At 71.4% G+C, this 20,540-nt stretch carries 19 protein-coding genes; 3 read left to right on the plus strand and 16 right to left on the minus strand.

Annotated features, from left to right (window positions below; translation table 11 throughout):
- Positions 1 to 22 precede the first annotated feature (22 nt).
- A complete protein-coding gene (locus OHU89_RS53080; RefSeq protein WP_331737394.1) occupies positions 23 to 484 on the plus strand; it encodes a hypothetical protein in 462 nt (153 codons plus the stop codon).
- Between the two features lie 20 nt (positions 485 to 504).
- Positions 505 to 1,482, plus strand: coding sequence for a ketoacyl-ACP synthase III (locus OHU89_RS53085; RefSeq protein WP_331737396.1), 978 nt, complete (start codon positions 505 to 507; stop codon positions 1,480 to 1,482).
- Between the two features lie 57 nt (positions 1,483 to 1,539).
- Here the strand turns inward: OHU89_RS53085 and OHU89_RS53090 are convergent, their stop codons facing one another.
- The 11 genes from OHU89_RS53090 to OHU89_RS53140 form a co-directional block, all read right to left on the minus strand.
- Positions 1,540 to 2,007 (minus strand): PhzA/PhzB family protein, encoded by a 468-nt coding sequence (locus tag OHU89_RS53090; RefSeq protein WP_331737399.1) that lies wholly within the window; start codon positions 2,005 to 2,007, stop codon positions 1,540 to 1,542.
- A gap of 57 nt (positions 2,008 to 2,064) precedes the next feature.
- A complete protein-coding gene (phzG, locus tag OHU89_RS53095) occupies positions 2,065 to 2,766 on the minus strand; it encodes a phenazine biosynthesis FMN-dependent oxidase PhzG (RefSeq protein ID WP_323185194.1) in 702 nt (233 codons plus the stop codon).
- Positions 2,759 to 3,598, minus strand: coding sequence for a PhzF family phenazine biosynthesis isomerase (locus OHU89_RS53100; protein WP_331737401.1), 840 nt, complete (start codon positions 3,596 to 3,598; stop codon positions 2,759 to 2,761). The genes phzG and OHU89_RS53100 overlap by 8 nt, the downstream gene beginning before the upstream one ends.
- A gap of 94 nt (positions 3,599 to 3,692) precedes the next feature.
- Positions 3,693 to 5,597, minus strand: a complete 1,905-nt coding sequence (locus OHU89_RS53105) for an anthranilate synthase family protein (protein WP_331737403.1) — start codon at positions 5,595 to 5,597, stop codon at positions 3,693 to 3,695.
- Positions 5,594 to 6,217 carry an isochorismatase family protein gene (locus OHU89_RS53110; protein ID WP_331737406.1) on the minus strand — a complete coding sequence of 208 codons (624 nt, stop codon included), beginning with the start codon at positions 6,215 to 6,217 and terminating at the stop codon, positions 5,594 to 5,596. The genes OHU89_RS53105 and OHU89_RS53110 overlap by 4 nt, the downstream gene beginning before the upstream one ends.
- A 36-nt stretch (positions 6,218 to 6,253) precedes the next feature.
- The gene (locus tag OHU89_RS53115) at positions 6,254 to 7,441 is read right to left on the minus strand and encodes a 3-deoxy-7-phosphoheptulonate synthase (RefSeq protein WP_323185192.1); all 1,188 of its coding nucleotides are present in this window, start codon (positions 7,439 to 7,441) and stop codon (positions 6,254 to 6,256) included.
- 47 nt (positions 7,442 to 7,488) lie between these two features.
- Positions 7,489 to 7,989 (minus strand): PhzA/PhzB family protein, encoded by a 501-nt coding sequence (locus OHU89_RS53120; protein WP_331737407.1) that lies wholly within the window; start codon positions 7,987 to 7,989, stop codon positions 7,489 to 7,491.
- 137 nt (positions 7,990 to 8,126) lie between these two features.
- Complete coding sequence (locus tag OHU89_RS53125; protein WP_331737824.1) at positions 8,127 to 8,249, minus strand: hypothetical protein; 123 nt, start codon at positions 8,247 to 8,249, stop codon at positions 8,127 to 8,129.
- Positions 8,246 to 8,761 carry a shikimate kinase gene (locus OHU89_RS53130; protein ID WP_331737408.1) on the minus strand — a complete coding sequence of 172 codons (516 nt, stop codon included), beginning with the start codon at positions 8,759 to 8,761 and terminating at the stop codon, positions 8,246 to 8,248. The genes OHU89_RS53125 and OHU89_RS53130 overlap by 4 nt, the downstream gene beginning before the upstream one ends.
- Positions 8,758 to 9,942 carry a chorismate synthase gene (gene aroC, locus OHU89_RS53135; protein WP_331737411.1) on the minus strand — a complete coding sequence of 395 codons (1,185 nt, stop codon included), beginning with the start codon at positions 9,940 to 9,942 and terminating at the stop codon, positions 8,758 to 8,760. Before aroC ends, OHU89_RS53130 begins: the two co-directional genes overlap by 4 nt.
- A gap of 246 nt (positions 9,943 to 10,188) precedes the next feature.
- Positions 10,189 to 11,274, minus strand: a complete 1,086-nt coding sequence (locus tag OHU89_RS53140) for a polyprenyl synthetase family protein (protein ID WP_331737413.1) — start codon at positions 11,272 to 11,274, stop codon at positions 10,189 to 10,191.
- A 323-nt stretch (positions 11,275 to 11,597) separates the two neighbouring features.
- Between OHU89_RS53140 and OHU89_RS53145 the strand changes: the two genes are divergently transcribed.
- Positions 11,598 to 12,356, plus strand: coding sequence for a sigma factor-like helix-turn-helix DNA-binding protein (locus tag OHU89_RS53145; protein ID WP_331737415.1), 759 nt, complete (start codon positions 11,598 to 11,600; stop codon positions 12,354 to 12,356).
- A gap of 83 nt (positions 12,357 to 12,439) precedes the next feature.
- Here OHU89_RS53145 and OHU89_RS53150 read toward each other — a convergent pair whose 3' ends face one another.
- The 5 genes from OHU89_RS53150 to OHU89_RS53170 form a co-directional block, all read right to left on the minus strand.
- A complete protein-coding gene (locus OHU89_RS53150; RefSeq protein ID WP_266900316.1) occupies positions 12,440 to 12,805 on the minus strand; it encodes a DUF3099 domain-containing protein in 366 nt (121 codons plus the stop codon).
- Positions 12,806 to 12,938: 133 nt separating this feature from the next.
- Entirely contained in the window at positions 12,939 to 14,648 is a 1,710-nt protein-coding gene (locus tag OHU89_RS53155; RefSeq protein ID WP_331737417.1) for a cytochrome bc complex cytochrome b subunit, read from the minus strand.
- Positions 14,649 to 14,996: 348 nt separating this feature from the next.
- Positions 14,997 to 16,556, minus strand: coding sequence for an FAD-dependent monooxygenase (locus OHU89_RS53160; protein WP_405655210.1), 1,560 nt, complete (start codon positions 16,554 to 16,556; stop codon positions 14,997 to 14,999).
- A 175-nt stretch (positions 16,557 to 16,731) separates the two neighbouring features.
- Entirely contained in the window at positions 16,732 to 18,186 is a 1,455-nt protein-coding gene (locus tag OHU89_RS53165) for an adenylosuccinate lyase family protein (protein WP_331737421.1), read from the minus strand.
- The gene (locus OHU89_RS53170; protein ID WP_405655331.1) at positions 18,183 to 20,219 is read right to left on the minus strand and encodes an FAD/NAD(P)-binding protein; all 2,037 of its coding nucleotides are present in this window, start codon (positions 20,217 to 20,219) and stop codon (positions 18,183 to 18,185) included. The genes OHU89_RS53165 and OHU89_RS53170 overlap by 4 nt, the downstream gene beginning before the upstream one ends.
- Positions 20,220 to 20,540: the final 321 nt, after the last annotated feature.

Raw genomic sequence — 20,540 nt, forward strand, 5'->3', positions numbered from 1 at the left:
TACCAAAACACCGGGAGGAAAGATGTCGGAAGCCATGGAGATCAAGGAGCGCTCGGCCCTGGACTCGCTGGGTGGCGCACTCGGTGACGCCGGTGCGAACGCGCTCGCCGGGGCGCGTGACGAACTCGCCGAGAACCTTCTCCGCGCGGCCTTCGTACTGTGGGAGGACCCGCAGGTGCGGCCCAGGCTGCTCGGGCTCCTGACCGCCGCGGTCAACAGCGAAGAGGGCGCCGACCAGATGCGCGCCTTCCTCACCAACCAGCTGTTCGCGCAGGTCGGCAAGTCGATCGGCATCGCCGACATGGACATCTACCAGGCGGCGGAGACGATCGGCGCCACGGCGATCAACGTCAACGCGGCGGCGGCCCAGGTCTGGGGTGTCGTCCTGATGCGCTACATCGTGAAGATGGAGCCGATCGCCTCCACCCCGGTGGACGAGCTGATCGATCTCCTCAAACCGACGATCCAGCGCTACCTGGGCTGACGGAGGGGGCGGGCAGCCGCATGCAGGACGTCAGGATCATCGGTACCGGTGCCTACGTACCGGACCGCATCGTCTCCAACGACGAAGTCGGCGCACCGGCCGGAGTCGACAACGACTGGATCATCACCAAAACCGCCTTCCGCGAACGCCGCTGGGCCGCCGACGACCAGGCAACCTCCGACCTGGCCACCGCCGCAGCCCGCGCCGCACTGGACTCGGCAGGCATCACCCCCGCACAACTGACAGTCATCGTCGTCGCCACCTCCACCCCCGACCGGCCCCAACCCCCCACCGCCGCCTATGTGCAGCGGAACCTGGGCGCCACCGGCGCAGCGGCCTTCGACGTCAACGCCGTGTGCTCCGGCGAGGTGTTCGCACTGTCGGCAGCCGAGAACCTGCTCACCCGCAAGGGCGGCCACGCCCTCGTCATCGGCGCCGACATCTACTCCCGCATCCTCAACCCCGCCGACCGCAGGACCGTCGTCCTGTTCGGCGACGGCGCCGGCGCCATCGTCCTGGGACAGGGTGACAGCGGCCCGCGGATCCGGCACCTGGACCTGCACACCTTCGGTGAGCTCTCGGATCTGATCCGGGTCCCCGGCGGCGGCAGCCGCGCCCCCCTGACCGCCGAAGCCCTCGAAGAAGGCCAGCAGTACTTCACCATGGACGGCCGCGGCGTCCGCCGCTTCGTCGCCGACCACATCCCCCAGTTGGTCAAGCAGTTCCTCCACGAAGCCGGCGTCGTCCCCGACGACATCCGCCACTTCATCCCCCACCAGGCCAACGGCGTCATGCTCGACGACCTCTTCACCCAACTCGCCCTGCACAACGCCACCCTGCACAAAACACTCGAGACCTACGCCAACACCGGCGCCGCCTCCATCCCCATCACCCTCGACACCGCCCACCGCACAGGCACCCTCCACCCCGGCGACCTCATCCTCCTCGCCGGCTTCGGCGGCGGAATGGCCGCAGGACTCGCCCTCATCGAATGGTGAACGCAGAAAATGGGCCGCCCACCTGTGAGGTGAGCGGCCCATGAGGCGGGGACTGGTTCAGGATGTGGGGATCCAGTCCCGGCGGATGTGCGGGGTCTCGATGCTCAGCGACTTCATGTGTTCGATCGGGTTGGTGTACTCGCGGCTGGCGGCGATCTTCCCGTCGTGCAGGGTGAAGCCGTGGATGAAATGGTTGCGGTAGTGGCCCTCGGGATAGCCGGGGAAGCGGATCGTGCCCTCGCCGTCGCACTCGACCCAGATGACGGACGGGTCCTGGGTCTCGTAGATCTGGACGTCGTACCACTGCCAGTCGGGCAGCACCTTCAGGGACAGTTCGCCGTGCCGCTTCAGCTTCTCGCGGCCGGTGACGACGATGGGGCGGCCGATGTCGGTGTAGAACAGCGACGCGGTGCCGTCGTCGGTGTAGAGGGTGTACCGGATGAGCCGGGCCTCGGGGCCGGTGCGCATGTACTGCTCGACGGCCTGCCGGTTGCGGGCGCGCAGGTCGTGGCGGTCGGTGAACACCGGGGCGCCGGTGGCTGTCTGGGACGCGGTTGACGAGATGATGATGGCTCCCGGTGCTCAGGGCTGGAGTCGGCTGAACTGCCAGCCGCCGTCCGTGCGCTCATAGTGGAGGCGTTCGTGCAGCCGGTCGACGCCGTTGCCCCAGAACTCGACGCTCGCCGGGTCGAGGCGGTAGCCGACGAACGTGGCGGGCCGGGGCAGCGGGCGCTGCGGCTCGCCGAGTTCGATGGCCTCGGCGCGCAGCCGGGCGAAATGATCGAGGTCGTCGAGCGGCGTGCTCTGCCGGGAGACGGCCGTCATGGCGTGGGTGAAGACGGCTCGCGCGAACCAGAGAGACTCGGACTCGGCCTCGGAGAGCTGGGTGACCGGGCCGGCGAGGGTGATCTGCTGGGTGGTCTCGCGCCAGTACAGGACGCCGGACGCCCAGGGGTTCTCGGCGATTTCGCGGCCCTTGCGGCTGTCGGAGTGGGTGATGAACACGATGCCGGTGTCCGTCACCTTGGTGAGGGCGACGATGCGGGAGGAGGTGCGGCCGCGGGCGTCGGCGGTGGCGAGGGCCATGGCGCGGGGCTCGCGGACGCCGTGGGTGACGGCGGACTCCAGCCAGGCCGACAGCAGGCCCATCGGTTCGGCCGGGGGTGCGATGAACTCGGGGAAGGGCACGTGGAGGCTGCCGGTGAGGGTCTCGGAGCGGCTGGTGCCGCCGCGGGTGGTGACCGCCATACCGTTGGTGGCGTGAAGCTGGGACAGGTCAGACATGGAGCACCCCTTCGATGGTGACCACTCCGGGGCCCGAGACCTCGACGGAGGTGACGTGGTCGCCCTCGCCGTGGGCGAGCGCGCCCATGGGTGAGGGGCGGCCGATCTCGACGCCCTGGGTGATCCGAATGCGTTGCCCGTACTCGATGAGGCCGTGCCGGGCGAGATGGATGGCGATGGGGCCCGCGGCGGAGCCGGTGGCCGCGTCCTCGACGACGCCGTAGGCGGGCGAGAACATACGGTTGCGCCAGGAACTGCCTTCTCCCGCATAGCAGTTGGTCGCCATGTCGGGGAAGCGGGCGAGGGCGCGGTGGTCGGGGTCGACCTTCGAGAGGGCCTCGACGCTCTCGAAGCCGACGAGGACGTGGCGGGGGCCGTTGCGGTAGATGTCCACCGGGAGCGTGGAGTCGTGGACGCCGAGGGCTTCGAGGAGCTCGTCGGTGCGGTCGAAGGGCTCCCAGACGGGCACCGGCTGCCGCATGCTCGTGGCGACGACCTTGCCGTCGGCGCGCTCCAGGGCGAAGGGTACGACGCCCATGGCGGTCTCGATCCGCAGCCGGTCGGCGTCGGTGCGAGCGCCGAGGGCGATGGCGGTGCCCAGCAACGGGTGGCCGGCGAAGGGCAGTTCGTTGACCGGGGTGAAGATCCGCACATGGGCGTCGGTGTCGTCCTGGCGGGGGCGGAGCACAAAGGTGGTCTCCGACAGGTTCATCTCCCGGGCGATGCGCTGCATCTGCTCGGCGGTCAGGTCGTCGGCCCCGAAGAACACCGCAACCGGATTGCCGGTGAGGGGCTCACGCGCGAACGCGTCGACGACGACGTACGTATGCATCTGGTCTCCCGGTGGTTCTGGTGTCGGCGATGCCGGGCCGGCGCTCGGGGGAGGGCGCCGGCCCGGCCGTTGGGGCGCGACCGCTTCGGGGCGGTCAGGCCCGGCCGGCGGCCTTCGCCGGGGTGAGCAGCGCGGCCAGTCGTGTGCCCACGATGCGTGGTCCCTCTCGGGTGAGCACGGATTCCGGGTGGAATTGCATGGAGGCGAAGCCGGGACCGCTCAGGGCGTGCACCTCGCCGGTGGCCGGATCACGGCTGACCCGGACCGGGCCGACGCCGTCCGCGTGGAACTCGTCGTGGTCGGTGAGGAGGGCGAACGTGTTGTAGAAGCCGACCTGTTCGGCGCCGCCGAACAGGTCGATCGACTTCTGTACACCCTGGTTGGGTACGTCCCTGCGGCGCAGCGGCAGGCCGAGGCGCAGACCGAGGACCTGGTGGCTGAGGCAGACGGCGAGGAAGGGGCGCCGTTCGCGCAGCAGGGTGTCGACGGCCGTGTGCAGGTGCCGCATCTTGGGGTGGGCGAGTTCCTGCGGGTCGCCCGGGCCCGGCCCCATGACGACGAGGTCGTGGCCGTCGAAGGAGTAGGGCTCGTCGAAGCGGCTGACGGTCACCCGCAGTCCCAGGGACCGCAGTTGCTGGTCCAGCATGGAGGTGAAGGTGTCCTCGGCGTCGATGACGAGGACGCTGCGTCCGGCGAGTTCGGGGCGAGCCGCCTCGCGGGCTTCGGCGTCGGTGAGCCAGAAGTCGGCGATGGAGGTGTTGCGCTGTCCGAGGGCCTCGCGGACGACGGGGTGGTCGGCGAAGCGTTCGGTCTCCGGTGCGCCGCCGAACGCGGAGACCAGGGCGGCGGCCTTGGCGCGGGTCTCGGCGGCCTCGGACGCCGGGTCGGAGTGACGCACGATGGTGGCGCCCACGCCGATGCCGACGCGTCCCTCGGCGCTGATGTCGGCGGTGCGGATGAGGATCGCGGAGTCCATGACCCGCTCGCCGTCCGCGTCCCACCCGATGAGGGCGGCTGCCCCGCTGTAGTAGGCGCGGCCGCCGGGCTCGTACTGCGTGATGGTGCGGCAGGCGCTCTCCAGGGGGCTGCCGGTGACGGTGGGCGCGAACATCGTCTCGCGCAGGATGTCGCGTACGTCGCGGTCGGTGCGGCCCTCGATGAAGTACTCGGTGTGCGCGACCTTGGCCATTTCCTTGAGGTAGGGGCCGACGACCTGGCCGCCGCCGGGGCAGATCCGGGCCATCATCTTGAGTTCCTCGTCGAGGACCATGTACAGCTCGTCGGTCTCCTTGCGGTCGCCGAGGAACCGCAGGACGCCGGAGAGGGTGGGTCCGGACGAGGGGTAGCGGTAGGTGCCGCTGATGGGGTTCATGACGGCGGTGCCGCCCTGGAGGCTGACGTGCCGTTCGGGGGAGGCTCCGACGAGGATGCGGGTGCCGGTGTGGATGAGGAACGTCCAGTGGGCGCCCGACTCGCGGGTGAGGAGCCGGCGGAACAGGGCGGGGGCGCTGCCCGGGCCGTAGTCGGTGATGTCGGCGACGAAGGTGCGCTTGATGACGAAGTTCGCGCCCTCTCCGGTGCCGATCATCTCCTTGACGATGCGGCGTACGACGTCCTCGTAGGCGGCGTCGTCGACGTCGAAGTCGCCGCCGGACAGGGTGGTCGGCACGTCGGGGATGCGGGCCAGGGTCTCGTCGAGGGGCAGCCGCTGCTGGCCGGTGACGGTCATGGCGACCAGCGGGGTGCCGTCGTCGGAGCAGGCGAAGCCCCGTTCGGTGAGCTGCCGGTAGGGCAGCACGACGAGGACCTCGTGGTGGGCGCCGGTGCCGGCCGCCGGGTGCTCGGGGAGGTCGATGTCGGCGAGGGTGGCGGGCAGGGAGACCTCGCCCGTCAGGACCTCGACGACGTCGGGGCCGGTGGCGCCGGGGCGGTGGAGCAGCGCGTACGGCTGCTGTGCGGGCCCGTTCAGCGCTTGGTCGAGCAGATCGCCGTACGTCATGCGAACACCTCTTTCGCGGTGAGGACGCGGGCGCAGCGCTCGGCGGCGTAGGTGAGGGCCGAGCGGTGGTACTCCTGGGAGAAGTCCGCTGTGGCGTCCGCGACGAAGAACGGCTGGATGTCGTTGGTGTAGGCCTCGACGGCGGTGGCGAGGACGCCGACGTGGGCGTACACCCCGCACAGGATCAGCTGGTCCCGGCCGGCGGCCCGCATCCGCTGGAGCAGGTCGGTCTTGAAGAAGGCGCTGTAGCGCCACTTGGTGAGGAGCCAGTCGTGCTCGGCGGGGGCGAGGGCTTCGACGACCTGGCGGTCCTCGGGCGTGGTGCGCATGCCGGGGCCCCAGAAGTCCTTGAGCAGACCGCGCTGTTCGGCGGTCATGCCGCCGGGCTGGGCGGTGTAGGCGACGGGGACGCCGAGCGCGGCGCAGCGCTCACGCAGGTGCGCCGCGCCGCGTATCAGGTCGTCGCGGAGGCTGTCGGGGAACGGTTTGAGGAAGTACCGCTGCATGTCGTGGACGAGGAGGACGGCCCGGGCGGGATCGGCCTTCCAGGCGACGGCGGCCGGCGGCAGGTCGCCCTGGGTGGGCAGCGGGTGCGCGGAGATGGGAGGTATGCCGGTCATGGCTTCGGCTCCTGTTCCTGCTGGGGTCGTGGGTGCTCAGGCGGTCCAGGACTCGATGACGGACATGGCCTGCCACGGGGTGAGGCGGGGGTCGCAGAAGGAGGTGTAGCGCTCGCCGACGGTGTGGAGGTCGGCCTTGGTGGAGGCGCACTCGGTGACGTCGTCGGGCGTGGTCTCCAGGTGCAGTCCGCCGGCGACACCGCCGGCGTCGCGTACGGCGGTCACGAAGCGGGAGACCTCCAGCGCGACGGTCTCCACCAGGCGGGTCTTGTGGCCGCTGGGCGCGTTGACGGTGTTGCCGTGCACCGGGTCGGTCAGCCAGATCGCCGGGTGGCCGGCCTCGCGCACGGCCTCGACCAGGCGCGGCAGCCGGTCGGCGACGTTGCCGGCGCCCATCCGCGCGATCAGGGTGAGCTTGCCCGGGTCGCGCCACGGGTCGAGCCGCTCGCACAGCGCCAGCAGTTCCTCGGGCTCCATCGAGGGCCCGACCTTGCAGGCGACCGGGTTGCTGACCTGGGCGAGCATGGCGACGTGGGAGCCGTCGACCTGGCGGGTGCGCTCGCCGATCCACGGCCAGTGGGTCGAGCCGAGGAACAGCCGGCCCTGCTCGTCCACGCGGAGCATGGGCACCTCGTAGTCGAGGAGCAGCGCCTCGTGGCTGGTCCACACGCGAGGGCCGACGACGTCGCGGCCCGCGCCGCGCTCACGCCAGCCGAGGTGGTCGACGACATCGCTGGCGGCCATGTAGCCGGTGAGGATGCGCAGCGGGTCGGCGCGGCGGCTCTCGGCGTCCGCCTCGGGGGCGTTGACCATGTGCCCTCGGAACGAAGGGAGTTCGACTCCGTCGATGATCTCGGTGGGCTTGGAGCGGGGCTTGGCGAACTGCCCCGCGATGCGACCGGCGCGCAGCACGGGCTTGCCGGTGATCAGGCCGAGCGCCCCGGCGAGCAGGTCGAGGACGGCGACCTTGCGGGCGACGTGCTCGGGGGTGCAGTCCTGCGGGTCCTCGGCGCAGTCCCCGGACTGCACGACCAGGGCCTCGCCGCTCGCGACCCGGCCGAGCAGGGTGCGCATGGTGGCCACGTCGTCGGGCTGTACGAGGGTGGGACGGGAGGCGAGTGCCTCGCCGACCCGGCTCAGTTGGAAGAGGTCACTCCATTCGGGCTGCTGCAGCGCCTCGCGGACACGGATGTCCCGGGTGACGTCCTTCACGACTTCGTTCATGCCGTTCTCCGATCCAGCGGTGGGGTCGTTGGTGTCAGGGGGCGTCGTCAGGTGGGGATTCCGGTGCGCTTGATCTCGGGGACCGGAATGCCCAGGGCGCGCAGCTGCTGGAACGGGTTCATGAACTCGCGCTGCCGCTTGATCTTCCCGTTCTCGAACTCGAAGGAGTGCAGGAAGTGGTTCTCGTAGAAGCCCTCGGGGTAGTCCCCGAAGCGGATCTTTCCGCGGCCGTCGCACTCGACCCAGAAGTGGTTGGGGTCGTCCGTCTCGAAGATCCGGACGTTGAACCACTCCCAGTCCGGGAAGCACTTCAGGGACCACACGGCGTGCTCGCCGAGCCGGTCCCGGCCGTGGGTGGCGACGGGCGAGCCGGTGTCGGTGGTCCACAGTCCGCCGACGCCGTCCTCGGTGAACAGCTCGTGCCGGCGCAGCCGGTCCTGCCCCAGGGTGTTCATGTACTGCTCGACGATGGCGCGGTTGCTGCGCCGCAGTTCCGACGCGTCGGTGAACTCGGCGGATACCGCCTTGGTGTCTACGGATTCGGACATGGTTAACCCCTGTAGGTGTGCTCGGAAAAGGTCGTTACGGGAAAGGTGCGGCCGCGGATGGGCCGGAAGAAGCCGCAGCCATGCGGGGAAGGTGCGGCTGCGGGGAACGTTCAGCTGATGCGCAGGTTGTCGAGGTACTACCGGACGTTGCGGCAGGTCTCGAAGCCCTGCTCGGCAAGGTCGGCCCGCAGCGCCTCACCGGTCTCGGCGAGCGCCTCGGGATGGACGCCGACCTGGATCCGCGTCGCTGCCTCGCTCATGCTTCCTTCAACTCCAGTGCGTCCAGGGCGGCTTGGGTGACTTCTTCGGGCGTACGGCCGTCCGTGGCGACCACCGCCGTGGCGACCCCCTCATACAGGTGCCGCCGTGCCTCCATCAGCTCGCGCCACTGCTTGCGCGGGTTGACCGCGAGCAGCGGACGGGCAGCGTTCAGGCCGGTGCGCTGGACCGCCTCCTCGACGTCCATCGAGAGGTAGACGACCCGCTCCCCGGCCAGGAGCGCCCGTGTGTCCTCGTCGAGGACCGAGCCGCCGCCCAGCGCGAGGACACCGTCGTGCTCGGCCAGCGCCGTGCGCACGGCCGCCTTCTCGATCGCCCGGAAGACCGGCTCGCCCTCGTCGACGAAGATCTCCGCGATGGCCCGGCCCTGCGCGGCGACGATGTCGTCGTCGGTGTCCCGGTAGCCGACCCCGAGCCGCCCGGCCAGCAGCTGCCCGACGGTGGACTTGCCCACGCCCATCGGACCGACCAGCACCATCTGCGGACCGGTCATCGGATGACCAGGTTCTCGAGGTACGACTGGACGTTGCGGCGGGTCTCGGGCACCGAGTCACCGCCGAACTTCTCCGCGACCGCGTCCGCGAGGACCAGGGCCACCATGGCTTCGGCGACGATGCCCGCCGCCGGCACCGCGGACACGTCCGAGCGCTGATGATGGGCCTGGGTGGCCTCACCGGTGGTGACGTCCACGGTCTGCAGGGCACGCGGGACGGTCGCGATCGGCTTCATCGCGGCACGTACACGCAGCAGCTCGCCCGTGCTCAGACCGCCCTCGGTACCGCCGGAGCGGCCGGAGGTGCGCCGGATGCCGTCGTCGGTCTTCACGATCTCGTCGTGCGCCTGGGAGCCGGGCACCCGCGCCAGCTCGAAACCGTCACCGAGCTCGACGCCCTTGATGGCCTGGATCCCCATGAGCGCACCGGCCAGACGGGCATCCAGCTTGCGGTCCCAGTGCACATGCGAACCGAGGCCCACCGGAACGCCGTAGGCCAGGATCTCGACCACACCACCGAGGGTGTCACCGTCCTTGTGAGCCTGGTCCACCTCGGCGACCATCGCCTTCGACGCATCCGCGTCGAGGCAGCGCAGCGGGTCGGCGTCCAGCTTCCCGACGTCGGCCGGCGTGGGGTACACACCCTGCGGGGCCTTCACGGAACACAGCTCCACGACGTGCGAGACGATCTCGATACCGGCCGTCTCCTTGACATACGACCGGGCCACCGCGCCCAGCGCCACCCGCGCCGCGGTCTCGCGGGCCGAGGCACGCTCCAGGATCGGGCGGGCCTCGTCGAAGCCGTACTTCTGCATGCCCGCCAGGTCGGCGTGGCCGGGGCGCGGCCGGGTCAGCGGGGCGTTGCGGGCGAGTCCGGCCAGGATCTCCGGATCGATGGGGTCGGGAGCCATGACCTGCTCCCACTTGGGCCACTCGGTGTTACCCACCATGATCGCGACCGGCGAGCCGAGAGTGAGACCGTGCCGGACGCCACCGAGGAAGGTGACCTCGTCACGCTCGAACTTCATCCGCGCACCGCGCCCATGACCGAGGCGCCGCCGGGCCAGGTGATCCGCCACCATCCCCGTGGTGATCGGCACGCCGGCGGGAAGACCCTCCAGCGTCGCGACGAGTGCGGGACCGTGGGACTCCCCCGCGGTCAGCCAGCGCAACCTGCTCATAGGCATGCGTTCTCCACAGATCGAAATACGGTGGCGAAAGGGGAGCTGAGCCGGGAGGGCAGCGACGCGGGCTTGCCTCTACGAACCGGCGGATACGACATCAACTCACTGCCGTGGAAGCGTTTTCGGGCAGGGAGGACGTGCAAAAATTGTGACACGCATCTAATGCGAAAGCCAAGCGCCCCCAAGGTGACCTGAGTCACCCAAGGGGCGTTTATAGAGCGGGAGTTGAGCAATTCCCAAGGGTTACGACGTCCGCTGTGTCGCGCTGATCGCCATCGCGGTCAGTTCGTCCTTCGCGTAGTCGGTGGCGCTGCTCGACCGCAGTGCGGCGAGGGCGCGCTCGGTGCGCCGGGTGATGTCGCGCTCCACGTGGTCCACCGCGCCGACGTCGGTGATGACGGCACGCATCGCGGTGAGCTCGTCGTCGGTGACCGGTGTGCCGATCTTCGTCCTGAGGAACTTCGCGGCGTCCGGGTCGCGTTCGTCGGCGTATCGCAGCGCCGCCGCGAACAGCACGGTGCGCTTGCCCTGGATCAGGTCGCCGCCGGACGGCTTGCCGGTCTCCTCGGGGGTGCCGAACACACCCAGCAGATCGTCGCGCAGCTGGAAGGCGACGCCGATGTCACGCCCGAACGTGCGGTAGGCGGCGACGAGTTCCGCGTCCGCGCCGGCGATGGCGGCGCCGATGTGCAGCGGGCGTTCCACCGTGTACGAGGCCGTCTTGTACTGGTTGACCCGCTGGGGTGTGTCGATGTCCTCCTCGCCCGCCGCCTCGGCCGTCACGTCGAGCAGCTGGCCGCAGAGCACCTCGGTGCGCAGGGCCGACCAGACCGGGACCACCCTCGCCAGCGCCGGTGCCGGCAGCCCGGAGGTGTGGACGAGGTCCTCGGCCCAGCCCTGGGCGAGGTCTCCGGTCAGGATCGCCGCGCCCGTGCCGAAGAGTTCCGCGTCGCCGTTCCAGCAGCGGTCCCGGTGCAGGCCCGCGAACATCACGTGGGCGGCGGGGGCGCCGCGGCGGGTGAGGGCGGCGTCGACGACGTCGTCGTGGATCAGGGCGGCGGCGTGGAACAGCTCCAGGGCGGCCCCGACGCGGGCCACCGCCTCGGCCGTGGCACCGTCGGCGCTCTCGTCGCCTCCGGCACCGAGCCAGCCGAGCCAGGCGAAGGTCGGGCGGACGCGCTTGCCGCCGCGCAGTACATACGTCTCCAGCTCGGTGACCGCGTCGACACAGGCCGGGCCGATCGCCGCGGCCTCGTCCCGGCGGTCGGCGAAGAACCGGCGGAGCGCGTCCTCGACGGCCTGAACGGGGCTGGTTCGAGTGCTCGTCATTGCGTCAACTTCCCTGATTGTCTTCGGAGTCGGAATCGGAGTCGAAGTCTGATTGCCGAGTATTGGTGGATTCCCTTGAAATGCAGTCGAGTCCCATTGACAGATATGCCGTACGCCCTCCCTGCAGTGGATCCTGACTGCAATGGAGCTCGAACTTCCGCTGCCGGCCGAGAAATTGAGGCTCGGCGGCTCTTACAGTGAGCTGGGATCCCCCCACTCCCCCGAGGCGTGCCCGTCCGTCACCCCCCTGGCGGCGGGCACGCCCCCCATCCAGTGAACGGAACCGGCGGCGGGACGCCCGCGGTCATTCCCGAGGAGCCGCTGTGAGCAGAATCGACGAGTTCACGAAGCTGCGGCCCCTGCTGTTCGCGATCGCCTACCGGATCCTGGGGGACGCACGCGCGGCCCAGTACACGGTGCAGGCGGCCCGGCTGCACTGGATGGCCACGCCGGCGCAACCCGTGTCGGTCGAGGGGCATCTGGCGGCCGAGGTCACCCGGATCGCGGTCAGGGCCCTGCAGTCGGCCCGCGTGGCGCGTGGCGAGCTCGTCGGGCCGCTGCTCGCCGACAGCGGGCCGAAGGACCCGGACCGGCCGGCGGAGCTGGCGGACTCGCTGTCGTTGTCGGCGCTGATGGTGCTGGAGCGGCTGTCCCCGCTGGAGCGCGCGGTGTTCGTGCTGCGTGAGGCGTTCGGGTGCGGTGAGGAGCAGATCGCGGCGGCCCTCGGGTGTTCCGAGGAGGCCTGCCGTCAGCTTCTCGGCGCCGTCTCGGCGGTCAGCGACGGCGGGCGCGAACCGCTGCCGTGGCCCGCATGTGTGACCGGTGCCGAGAACGTCGCACGGGTGCTCTCGGCGATCGTGCCGCCGCTCGCGCGGGTGGGCATCACCCTGGACGAGTCCTTGGTGGGCGACCGGCCCGGCTGGGTCTTCCGCGACCGGGACGGCGCCGTGCTGCACGCCATGGTGCTCGACGTCCACGACGGACGGGCGCACCGCCTCCACCTGGTCGTCCACCCCGGCGGGCACGCCGATCCGGTGGCCGAGGCCTGCGCGATCCTCCGCGAGGCCGATCGGGCGCGCTGAGCGGAGAGCGCCGGCATACGAGAAGCGCCGGACCGGACGTCTCGATCGAGGTGTCCGGTCCGGCGCTTTTCGTGTGTCGCGGGTCAGGCCGCCGTGTTCTGTTCCGGTGGCAGGACCAGGGTGGGTTCGAGGACGACCCGGGGAGCGGGTTCAGCGGGTTCGGTGACCGGGCGGGCCAGTTCGGGCCGCACGCCGCGTTGCTGGCGCCAGCCCGCCTGCGCGACGACGACCGCGACGTACGGGATGAGGACCCCGCCGGCCAGGGCGCAGACCGCGACGGCCGGCCAGCGGTTCCAGGTGAGCGCCATCACGACGACGCAGGCGGTGCGCACCAGCATGGCGGTGACGTAGCGGCGCTGACGGCCGCGCAGATCCTGGGTCAGCCCGGGGCGGGCCCGGGTGATGGACGCGGCCCGGGGCTCGTCCCGGTGCCGTGCGGTTCGGCTCATCGGGCCTCCGTGGATGCTCCGGCACGGCTGCCGGAGGACAAGGGCAGGAAAACGACAGCGGCGCGGGTGATCCGTCCTCTGATCACTCGCGCCGCCTTCTCATGCCGACCCGGTGCTCCGCTCGTGCCCCGGGTCAGTGCACCTGTCGGCTCTGGTGCGGGTCCTGCTCGCGCTCTTCGAGGGCGGCGTGGCCGTTGGGCGAGGGTGCGTGGTCGGGGTCGAGGTGTTCCAGGGCGTGCCGCATCTCCTCGTGGGAAGGCCTGGCGATCTGGCCGCCGGACAGCCAGCGGCTGAGCAGATGGCGTCGCTTCTCCTTGCCGAACTGCGGGTTGGGCACGCCGTCGGCGTCGGTGGCCTCGGGGGCCGGCAGGACCTCGGGCATCTCCCTGGACAGCAGGGTGTACTCGGTCTCGCGGTCGAGGCGCTCGTGGATCTCGACGAACTCGCCGTGCGGCAGCCGCTTGATGCGGCCGGTCTCGCGGCCGTGGAGCAGCTTGTCGCGGTCGCGCCGCTGCAGTCCGAGGCAGATCCGCCGGGTGATGACGTACGTCAGTGCCGGGACGGCGAAGAGGCCGATCCGTACCGCCCAGGTGATCTGGTTCAGGGACAGATGGAATTGCTGGGCCAGGACGTCGTTGGCGCCGCCGAAGAACAGCACCAGGTAGAAGCTGACGAAGGCGAGGCCGAACGCGGTGCGGGTGGGCTGTTCGCGCGGCCGGTCCAGGAGGTGGTGTTCCCGTTTGTCGCCGGTGATCCATGCTTCCAGGAACGGCCACGCGGCGAAGACCATGATCATGACGCCGGGCAGGATGACCGCCGGGAGCAGGACGCTCATGTTGACGGTGTAGCCGCCGGGCAGGACGAACTCCCAGGCGGGCATGGCGCGCAGGGCGCCTTCGAGGAAGCCCATGTACCAGTCGGGCTGGGAGCCCTGGGAGATCTGGTCGGCGCGGTAGGGGCCGTAGGTCCAGATCGGGTTGATCTGGACGATGCCCGCCAGCAGGGCGAGCACACCGGAGACGAGGAAGAAGAACCCGCCTGCCTTGGCCGTGTAGTGCGGCATCAGGGGCTGGCCGACGACGTTGTTCTCGGTGCGGCCGGGGCCTCGGAACTGGGTGTGCTTGTGGTAGAAGACCAGGATCAGGTGGGCCGCGGTGAGCGCCAGCACGATGCCCGGGATCAGCAGGATGTGGATGCTGTAGAACCGCGGGATGATGTCGGTTCCCGGGTATTCGCCGCCGAACAGGAACAGCGTCAGATAGGTGCCGACCACCGGGATGGCGAGCGTGACGCCTTCGGCGATGCGCAGGCCGGTGCCGGAGAGCAGGTCGTCGGGGAGCGAGTAGCCGACGAAGCCCTCCAGGGTGACCAGGACCAGGATGATGAAGCCGATCAGCCAGTTGACTTCGCGCGGCTTGCGGAACGAGCCGGTCAGGAAGTGCCGCAGCGTGTGCGCGCACAGTGCGGCGATCATGATCAGCGCCGACCAGTGGTGCAGCTGACGGACGAACAGGCCGCCGCGGATCTCGTAGCTGATGTCGAGGGTGGAGGCGTACGCCTGGGACATCGGGATGCCCTGGAGCGGGACGTACGACCCGTGGTAGACGGTCTCGCTCATGCTCGGGTCGAAGAACAGGGTGAGCCAGGCGCCGGTGAGGATCAGCACGATGAAGCTGTAGAGCGCGATCTCGCCGAACATGAACGACCAGTGGTCGGGAAACACCTTGCGGAGCAGGAACCGGAGGCTGTAGATCCCGAGCCGTCCGTCCGCCCAGTCGGCTATCCGCTCGCCCCTCGGTGGTGTGGTGCGCACACTGTGTGGCGCCCTCTCGGTCGTGCTCATACCCGCGCGCCCTCCCCTCGCCGCTCGGCCGTCACAGGCACACCCGGTACGGCCGGCGACCGGCCGATCATGGAGGTGGCCTGCCGCGGCGCAAGCGGGCCCGTGCCCTGGAGCAGGTGAAACGCTATCGATGCGCGGCAAGACCGAACAACCGCGCTCAAGTGATACTCAAGTGGCAACTCAAGGGATCCTTGAGAGAGTTGTCGGATCTGCGGCCGCACGTGCTCTGTGTGGTCGGCTGGTTGCTCCACCTCAGTCATGAGGCCGAGCGTAGGAGCGCGTGTTGTCGGCCGCGACGGCGTTGAACGCGCCAAGTGGCTTGAAGGCAGGGCCTGTTCACGATTGTCCTCACGGTCGCCGTCGCTCTGCGGCCGGGGTCACGGCGAGCCAGTGGGCCGAGGAGCCGGTGGGCCGGGGCCGTACGGAGCCGGTGGTGACGCCGATGACGGGCGCCGTCGGCGCGGCGGGGCGGCGTCGGCGGGCGTCGGGGCCGTGGGTGGCGGTGGGCGGCGGCGGCAGGGCGGTCTCGGCCCGGGGGCGCAGCGTGGCCCACAGGGCGCGGGCGGCGGGTGGGGCGAGGGTCTCGTGCGCGGTGAGCAGTTCGGTGGCGGCCTGCCGGTCGGTGGTCGCGGCGACGGCGAGCCGGGACACGTACCGTCTGCCGAGCCGTGCGCGCAGGCCGTCCTGCGGATCCGGCGGGCCGGTGACCGGCCGCCAGGCGGGGGCGAGGCGGTGGGCCAGCGCCCGGCGCAGCCGGTGGCCGACACCGACGGCCGTGCCGTGGGCGGTGAGCACCTGTTCGAGGACGAGGGCGCACTCCACGGCGAGGGTCATGCCGTGGCCGTGGGCCGGGTCGAGGGTGGCGAGGGCGTCACCGACGACGAGTAACTGGTCGGGGAAGCGGCGCAGTTTCTCGTAGTGCCGTAGGCGGCTTCCGGTGCGGCAGGTGTAGACGGGGCCGAGCGGGGTGGCGTTCGCGATGAGGTCGCGCAGCAGCGGGTCGCGCAGGGCACCGGCGGCGTCGAGGAGTTGGGTGTGGTCGGTGGGCGGGCCGCTGCCGTCACCGGTGCCTGTGCCGGTGCTGATCGTGACCGACCAGCGGCCGCCTTCGACGGGGCTGAGCACGGCCCGGCGGGGATCGTCGGGCGCGGGCATGAGCAACACGCCCTCGAAGTCGGCGACATGGCCGACGGGTGGGGCGTAGAGGGTGGTGGCGTGGGTCGTCGCGGTGCCGGACACGGTCTCCCGCGGCGGTTCGTAGCCGAGTTCGGCGAGCCACTCGGGGACGCGGGAGCCACGTCCGGAGGCGTCCACCACGAACTCGGCGGACATCAGCCGCCGGGGTGCGAAGCCGTCCGGTGACCGCCGGTCCCGGGCGCGCACCCATACGCCGGCGACGGTGTCCTGGGGGCCGGGCTGGAGGGCGACGACCTCGTGGTCGGGCAGGAAGGCCACCTTGGGGTCGGCGCGCACCCGGTCCCGTACCACCGCGTCGATCAGGTCGCGGCCGGCGCTGAACCGGGACAGACCCGCGTCGAAGCGGGGCAGCCAGCCGGCCGGGCCGAGCGTCAGCAGGTCCGCGGGGACGCGGACGTGGACCGCGCCGGCCCGCACGAGGTCGTGGCGGATACCGGGGAACAGCCGCTCCAGGCCTTCGTGGGCGGTGGTCGTCAGGGTGTGGGTATGGCGTGCCTGGGGCACACCCCGGCGACGGCCGGGGCCGCGGGGCAGCCAGTCGCGTTCGATCACGGTGACCCGGTCCATGAGGCCCGCCAATGCACGCGCCGCGGTGAGCCCGGCGAGGCCGGAGCCGATCACCACGGCGTGGCCGTGGCCGCCGCCCCTGTCGACAACACGCGCGTCCAGATCCAACTCGGCCGCCTCCCCTGTGCGTTGTCCTTGCATCATGCGCCGCGCGGCAGCCGACGCGACCGCCTTCGACGGCGCCTTGAGCGGCATTCGAGGAGGACTCGAGCAACGGCGCCGATATCGCCGCGGACCCATGGCCGTACGACGATGGCGGCACCGCACCCCGATGGTGCGTACGACGTCGCCCGCGCCGTACGCACCATCGTTCCCGCCGTCAGGGCGACGGGGTCCGAGCGTGGTCCGGGGGCGTCAGGACCCGGTCCACGAGAGGGCCGGCGAGGCCGGTGTAGCCGGCCGGGTCGAGGAGGGCGGTCGCCTCCTCTCGGGTGAGGAGGCCGGCGAGCTGGGGGAGGTCGGCCAGGACGTCGGCCAGGGGGAGGCCGGTGCGGGAGGCCAGCATCGAGGCCTGGGTGAGCAGTTCCTTCGCGGCCGTCTTGCCCAGGCGCGGCGCGAGGACGGCGGAGACGCGTTCGGAGACGAGCTGTCCGCCGGTCGCGGCGAGGTTGGCGCGCATCCGCTCCGGGCGCACCGTGAGCCCGCGGGCGAGTTCGACGGCCGTGTGCGCGGCGCCCCCGGTCAGCCGCAGGGCCTCGCGCAGCGGCTGCCACTCCGCGTGCCACATCCCGGCCGACCGTTCGTCCTCGGTGGGCAGGGCCTGCAGCAATACGGTGGCCAGGGCGGGGACCTGGAGCGCGGCCGAGCGGATCAGGGTGGCGAGCACCGGGTTGCGCTTGTGCGGCATCGCCGAGGAGACGCCCCGTCCGGTGACCGCGGGCTCGGCGACCTCGCCCACCTCGGTCCGGGTGAGGACCAGCACATCGGCGGCGATCTTGCCGAGGGCGCCGGTGGTGTGGGCGAGCGCGGCACCGAGGTCGGCGACCGGGGTGCGCAGCGCGTGCCAGGGCAGGGGGGGCACGGCCAGACCGGTCTCGTCGGCGAAGGCGGCGCCGAGTTCGTCGAGCACGGTCGCGGGGTCGGCGCCCTCACCGGCGTACTGGAGGTAGCCGGCGAGGGTGCCGGCCGCGCCGCCGAGCGCGATCGGGAGCTCCACCCGTTCCAGGCGTTCGACGGAGTCGAGGACCAGTTGCCGCCAGCCGGCCGCCTTCAGCCCGAAGGTGGTGGGTACGGCGTGCAGGGCGAGGGTGCGGCCCGCCGTCACCGTGTCCCGGTGGGCGGCGGCAAGGTGGCCCAGCGCGACGGCGACCGACCGCAGGTCGCGGACGATCAGCCGCAGCGCCCGCTGGGCCACCAGCATCGCGCCGGTGTCGAAGACGTCCTGGCTGGTGGAGCCGCGGTGCACATACTCGGCGGCCTGCGGGGAGCGTTCGGCGACGACCGCGGTGAGCGCCTTGACCAGGCCCACGACCGGGTTCGCGGTCTCCCGCGCGGCCAGGGCCAGTTCGCGTACGTCGAGCAGGTCGGCGCGGGCCGCGGCGGTGATGGCCGCGGCCGCCTGGGCGGGGATGGTGCCGCAGCGGGCCTGGGCGCGGGCCAGGCCCGCCTCCGCGTCGAGCATCGCCTGCAGCCAGGCGCTGTCGCCGACGGCCGCCTCGGCCTCGGTGCCCGCCCGGACCGGGGAGAGGAGCCCCGCGTCCAGGTGGGCGGAGAGGGTGTGCGTCCGTGAGGTCTCGTAGGGGGTCTCGTAGGGAGTCTCGTAGCGGGACGTCATGCGTTCGCCTTCGTGTGGGCGGGTTCCGGGATCGCGGGGTCCGGGGTGGCAGTGGCCGACTCCCCTGTCCGCGTGGGGAGTTCGGGCTGGGCCAGGACGGCCGCCGCGATGGCGTCCGAGTCCTCCAGGGTGACCGAGCCGACGCCGGGCCGGATGCCCGCGGCGGTCACCCAGTGCACCGACTCGGTGGGCACGCCGTAGGCGAAGCGCCGTGGGTGCGGGGCGCCTTGGGCGTCGAGAAGGTGGTAGGGCCGCTCGGAGACGGCGAGGCCGCCGGTCTCGTAGGCGCCGCCCGGGCCGCCGTCCGCGGCGGGAACACGGAACGGCTGACACTGTCCGGTGTCCAGCAGCCGGCTCATCAGCGGGTCCGCGGTGCGCCGGAGGTCGATCTCGGGCAGCCGCGCCTCGATGAGGACGGTGGCCCGTATCCGCACGTCCGGTAGCGCGCTCGAGGTCGCCGTGAAGCAGGGGCCGAGCGGGTCGTCCCCGTCGGCGGCGACGCGCAGGCCGGGGCCGGTCACATCGAGGATGCCGGCGTCCATGAGCGCGGCCATCTCCTCGATGCGGGAGGCGGGCGGGCCGATGGAGAGGTAGGCGTTGAGCGGGGTGTACCAGCCGTCGAGGTGGTCCCGGTGGGACTCGGCGGTCAGGCCCGCGTGGTCGACGGCGAGCCGCAGCTCGTTGCGCAGGTCCCGCAGGACGTCGAGGGCGGCCTTGACGGGTCCGCTGACATTGCCCTGGCGGGCCAGGCGGACGTCGTCGTCGAGGTGCCCGCGCAGCCAGGCCCGGAAGGCGGCCTGGTCGGTGAAGACGCGGTTGCCGTAGGGGCGGGCGACGCGCTCCCAGTCCCAGCGTTCGACGGCGGGGATCCGGGTGGCGTCGAGGAGGCGGTCCTCCTCGGGGCCGGGTTCGGCGTGCAGATAGGCCTCGACGAAGGTGTCGACGGCGTCCGCGGCTTCGCCGCGTGCGGTGAGCAGCGCCGCATAGTAGACACCGCACACCTCCTTGGACACGAGCGGCCACAGGTCGGCGGCGAAGTCGATGGCTCCGCTGTGCGGGGCGCGTGCGCGCAACTCGGCGATGTAGCCGGTGGTCAGCAGCCGGGGGCGGTGGCGGCCGTGGGCGCCCTTCTCGTTCTCGCCGCGCGCCTGGTAGGGCACACCGCGCCGGGAGCCGGCGTACAGGCGGGGTTCGCGGCCGGAGGGCCGGTAGACCAGGCGGCCGTCGACACGGGTGAAGACACCGCCCCTGCCGTAGGTGAACAGCGCGAGGTAGTCGAAGAAGTTGAGCCCGAGTCCGCGCAGCAGTACGGGCTCACCGGGGCCGATGCCTGACAGATCCACGTCGGCCGGGTTGGACGGGGCCAGGTAGATCAGGCCGTTGCCTTCGGCGTAGGCCGTCAACTCGGCTTCCGTGTCGGAGAGGTGGACCGGCACATGGCCCTGGGCGAGGACGACCGCGGACAGACCGGTGAGCCGGGTGCCGTCCTCCAGGACCACGGTCTGCGGTCCCGTCCGGACGGTCTCGTCCTCAAGGGCGACGGCGCGCGTCGGGTGTGTCAGCACCGTCACGTGGGCGGCGGCGTCGGCGACGACCTGCTGGAACGCCCAGGTGAGATAGGAGCCGTAGAGGGCGCGCGTGGGATAGCTGTCGGGGCCGAGACGGCCGGCCTCGGCGAGGGCGTCGTCGTAGCCGCATTCCGCGCCGGGCTCCAGGGTGCTGGAGGCCAGGGCCTTGGCCCACTCGTACAGGCTCGGCCCCTCGTCCAGCGGGCCGTCGATGCGGACGCTTGCGTCGGTGTAGACCGTGACCTGCGAGGCCACGGTGTTCATCAGCAGGTGCCGGGACTGCGTCGGGCGCCACACGCGTCCCGCGCCCGGCGGGTCCGGGTCGACGACGTGGACGGTGACGGCGTCCCAGCGCGGCGACTTCCGCTCCTGGGCACAGAGCCGTTCCAGTACGGAAAGGCCGCGCGGCCCGGCGCCGACGAGACAGACCTGCAAGAGCCCGGTCGCTCCGCCCCCGATGGACAGGACAGGGTCGCGCGGGTCCGGCCGGCCGGCCGAGACCGGGTCCCCCGGAACCCTCGGACCGGCCACCGATGTGCGCGGCCTTGCGGTGAGTCCGACGCCTACTGCGCGTTCGCCTGCATGCGTACCGTCCACAGCGCCTCCTTTCTCCGCAACGGTCGGGGCAGGCACTCAACCAATGCTCAGATCCGGGTTGAACCCCGCTTGAGAAATCTCAAGACGGGTCCCTGATCAGGTCTGTCCTCGCTCCCTGGCGAGCCGCGAAGAAGGCTGTATCGGGACTCCAGCAGGCCTCGGTCAGTCCTCGGTACGTTCATCGAAAAG

This window comes from Streptomyces sp. NBC_00019 (genome assembly GCF_045041015.1).
Lineage (GTDB): Bacteria > Actinomycetota > Actinomycetes > Streptomycetales > Streptomycetaceae > Streptomyces.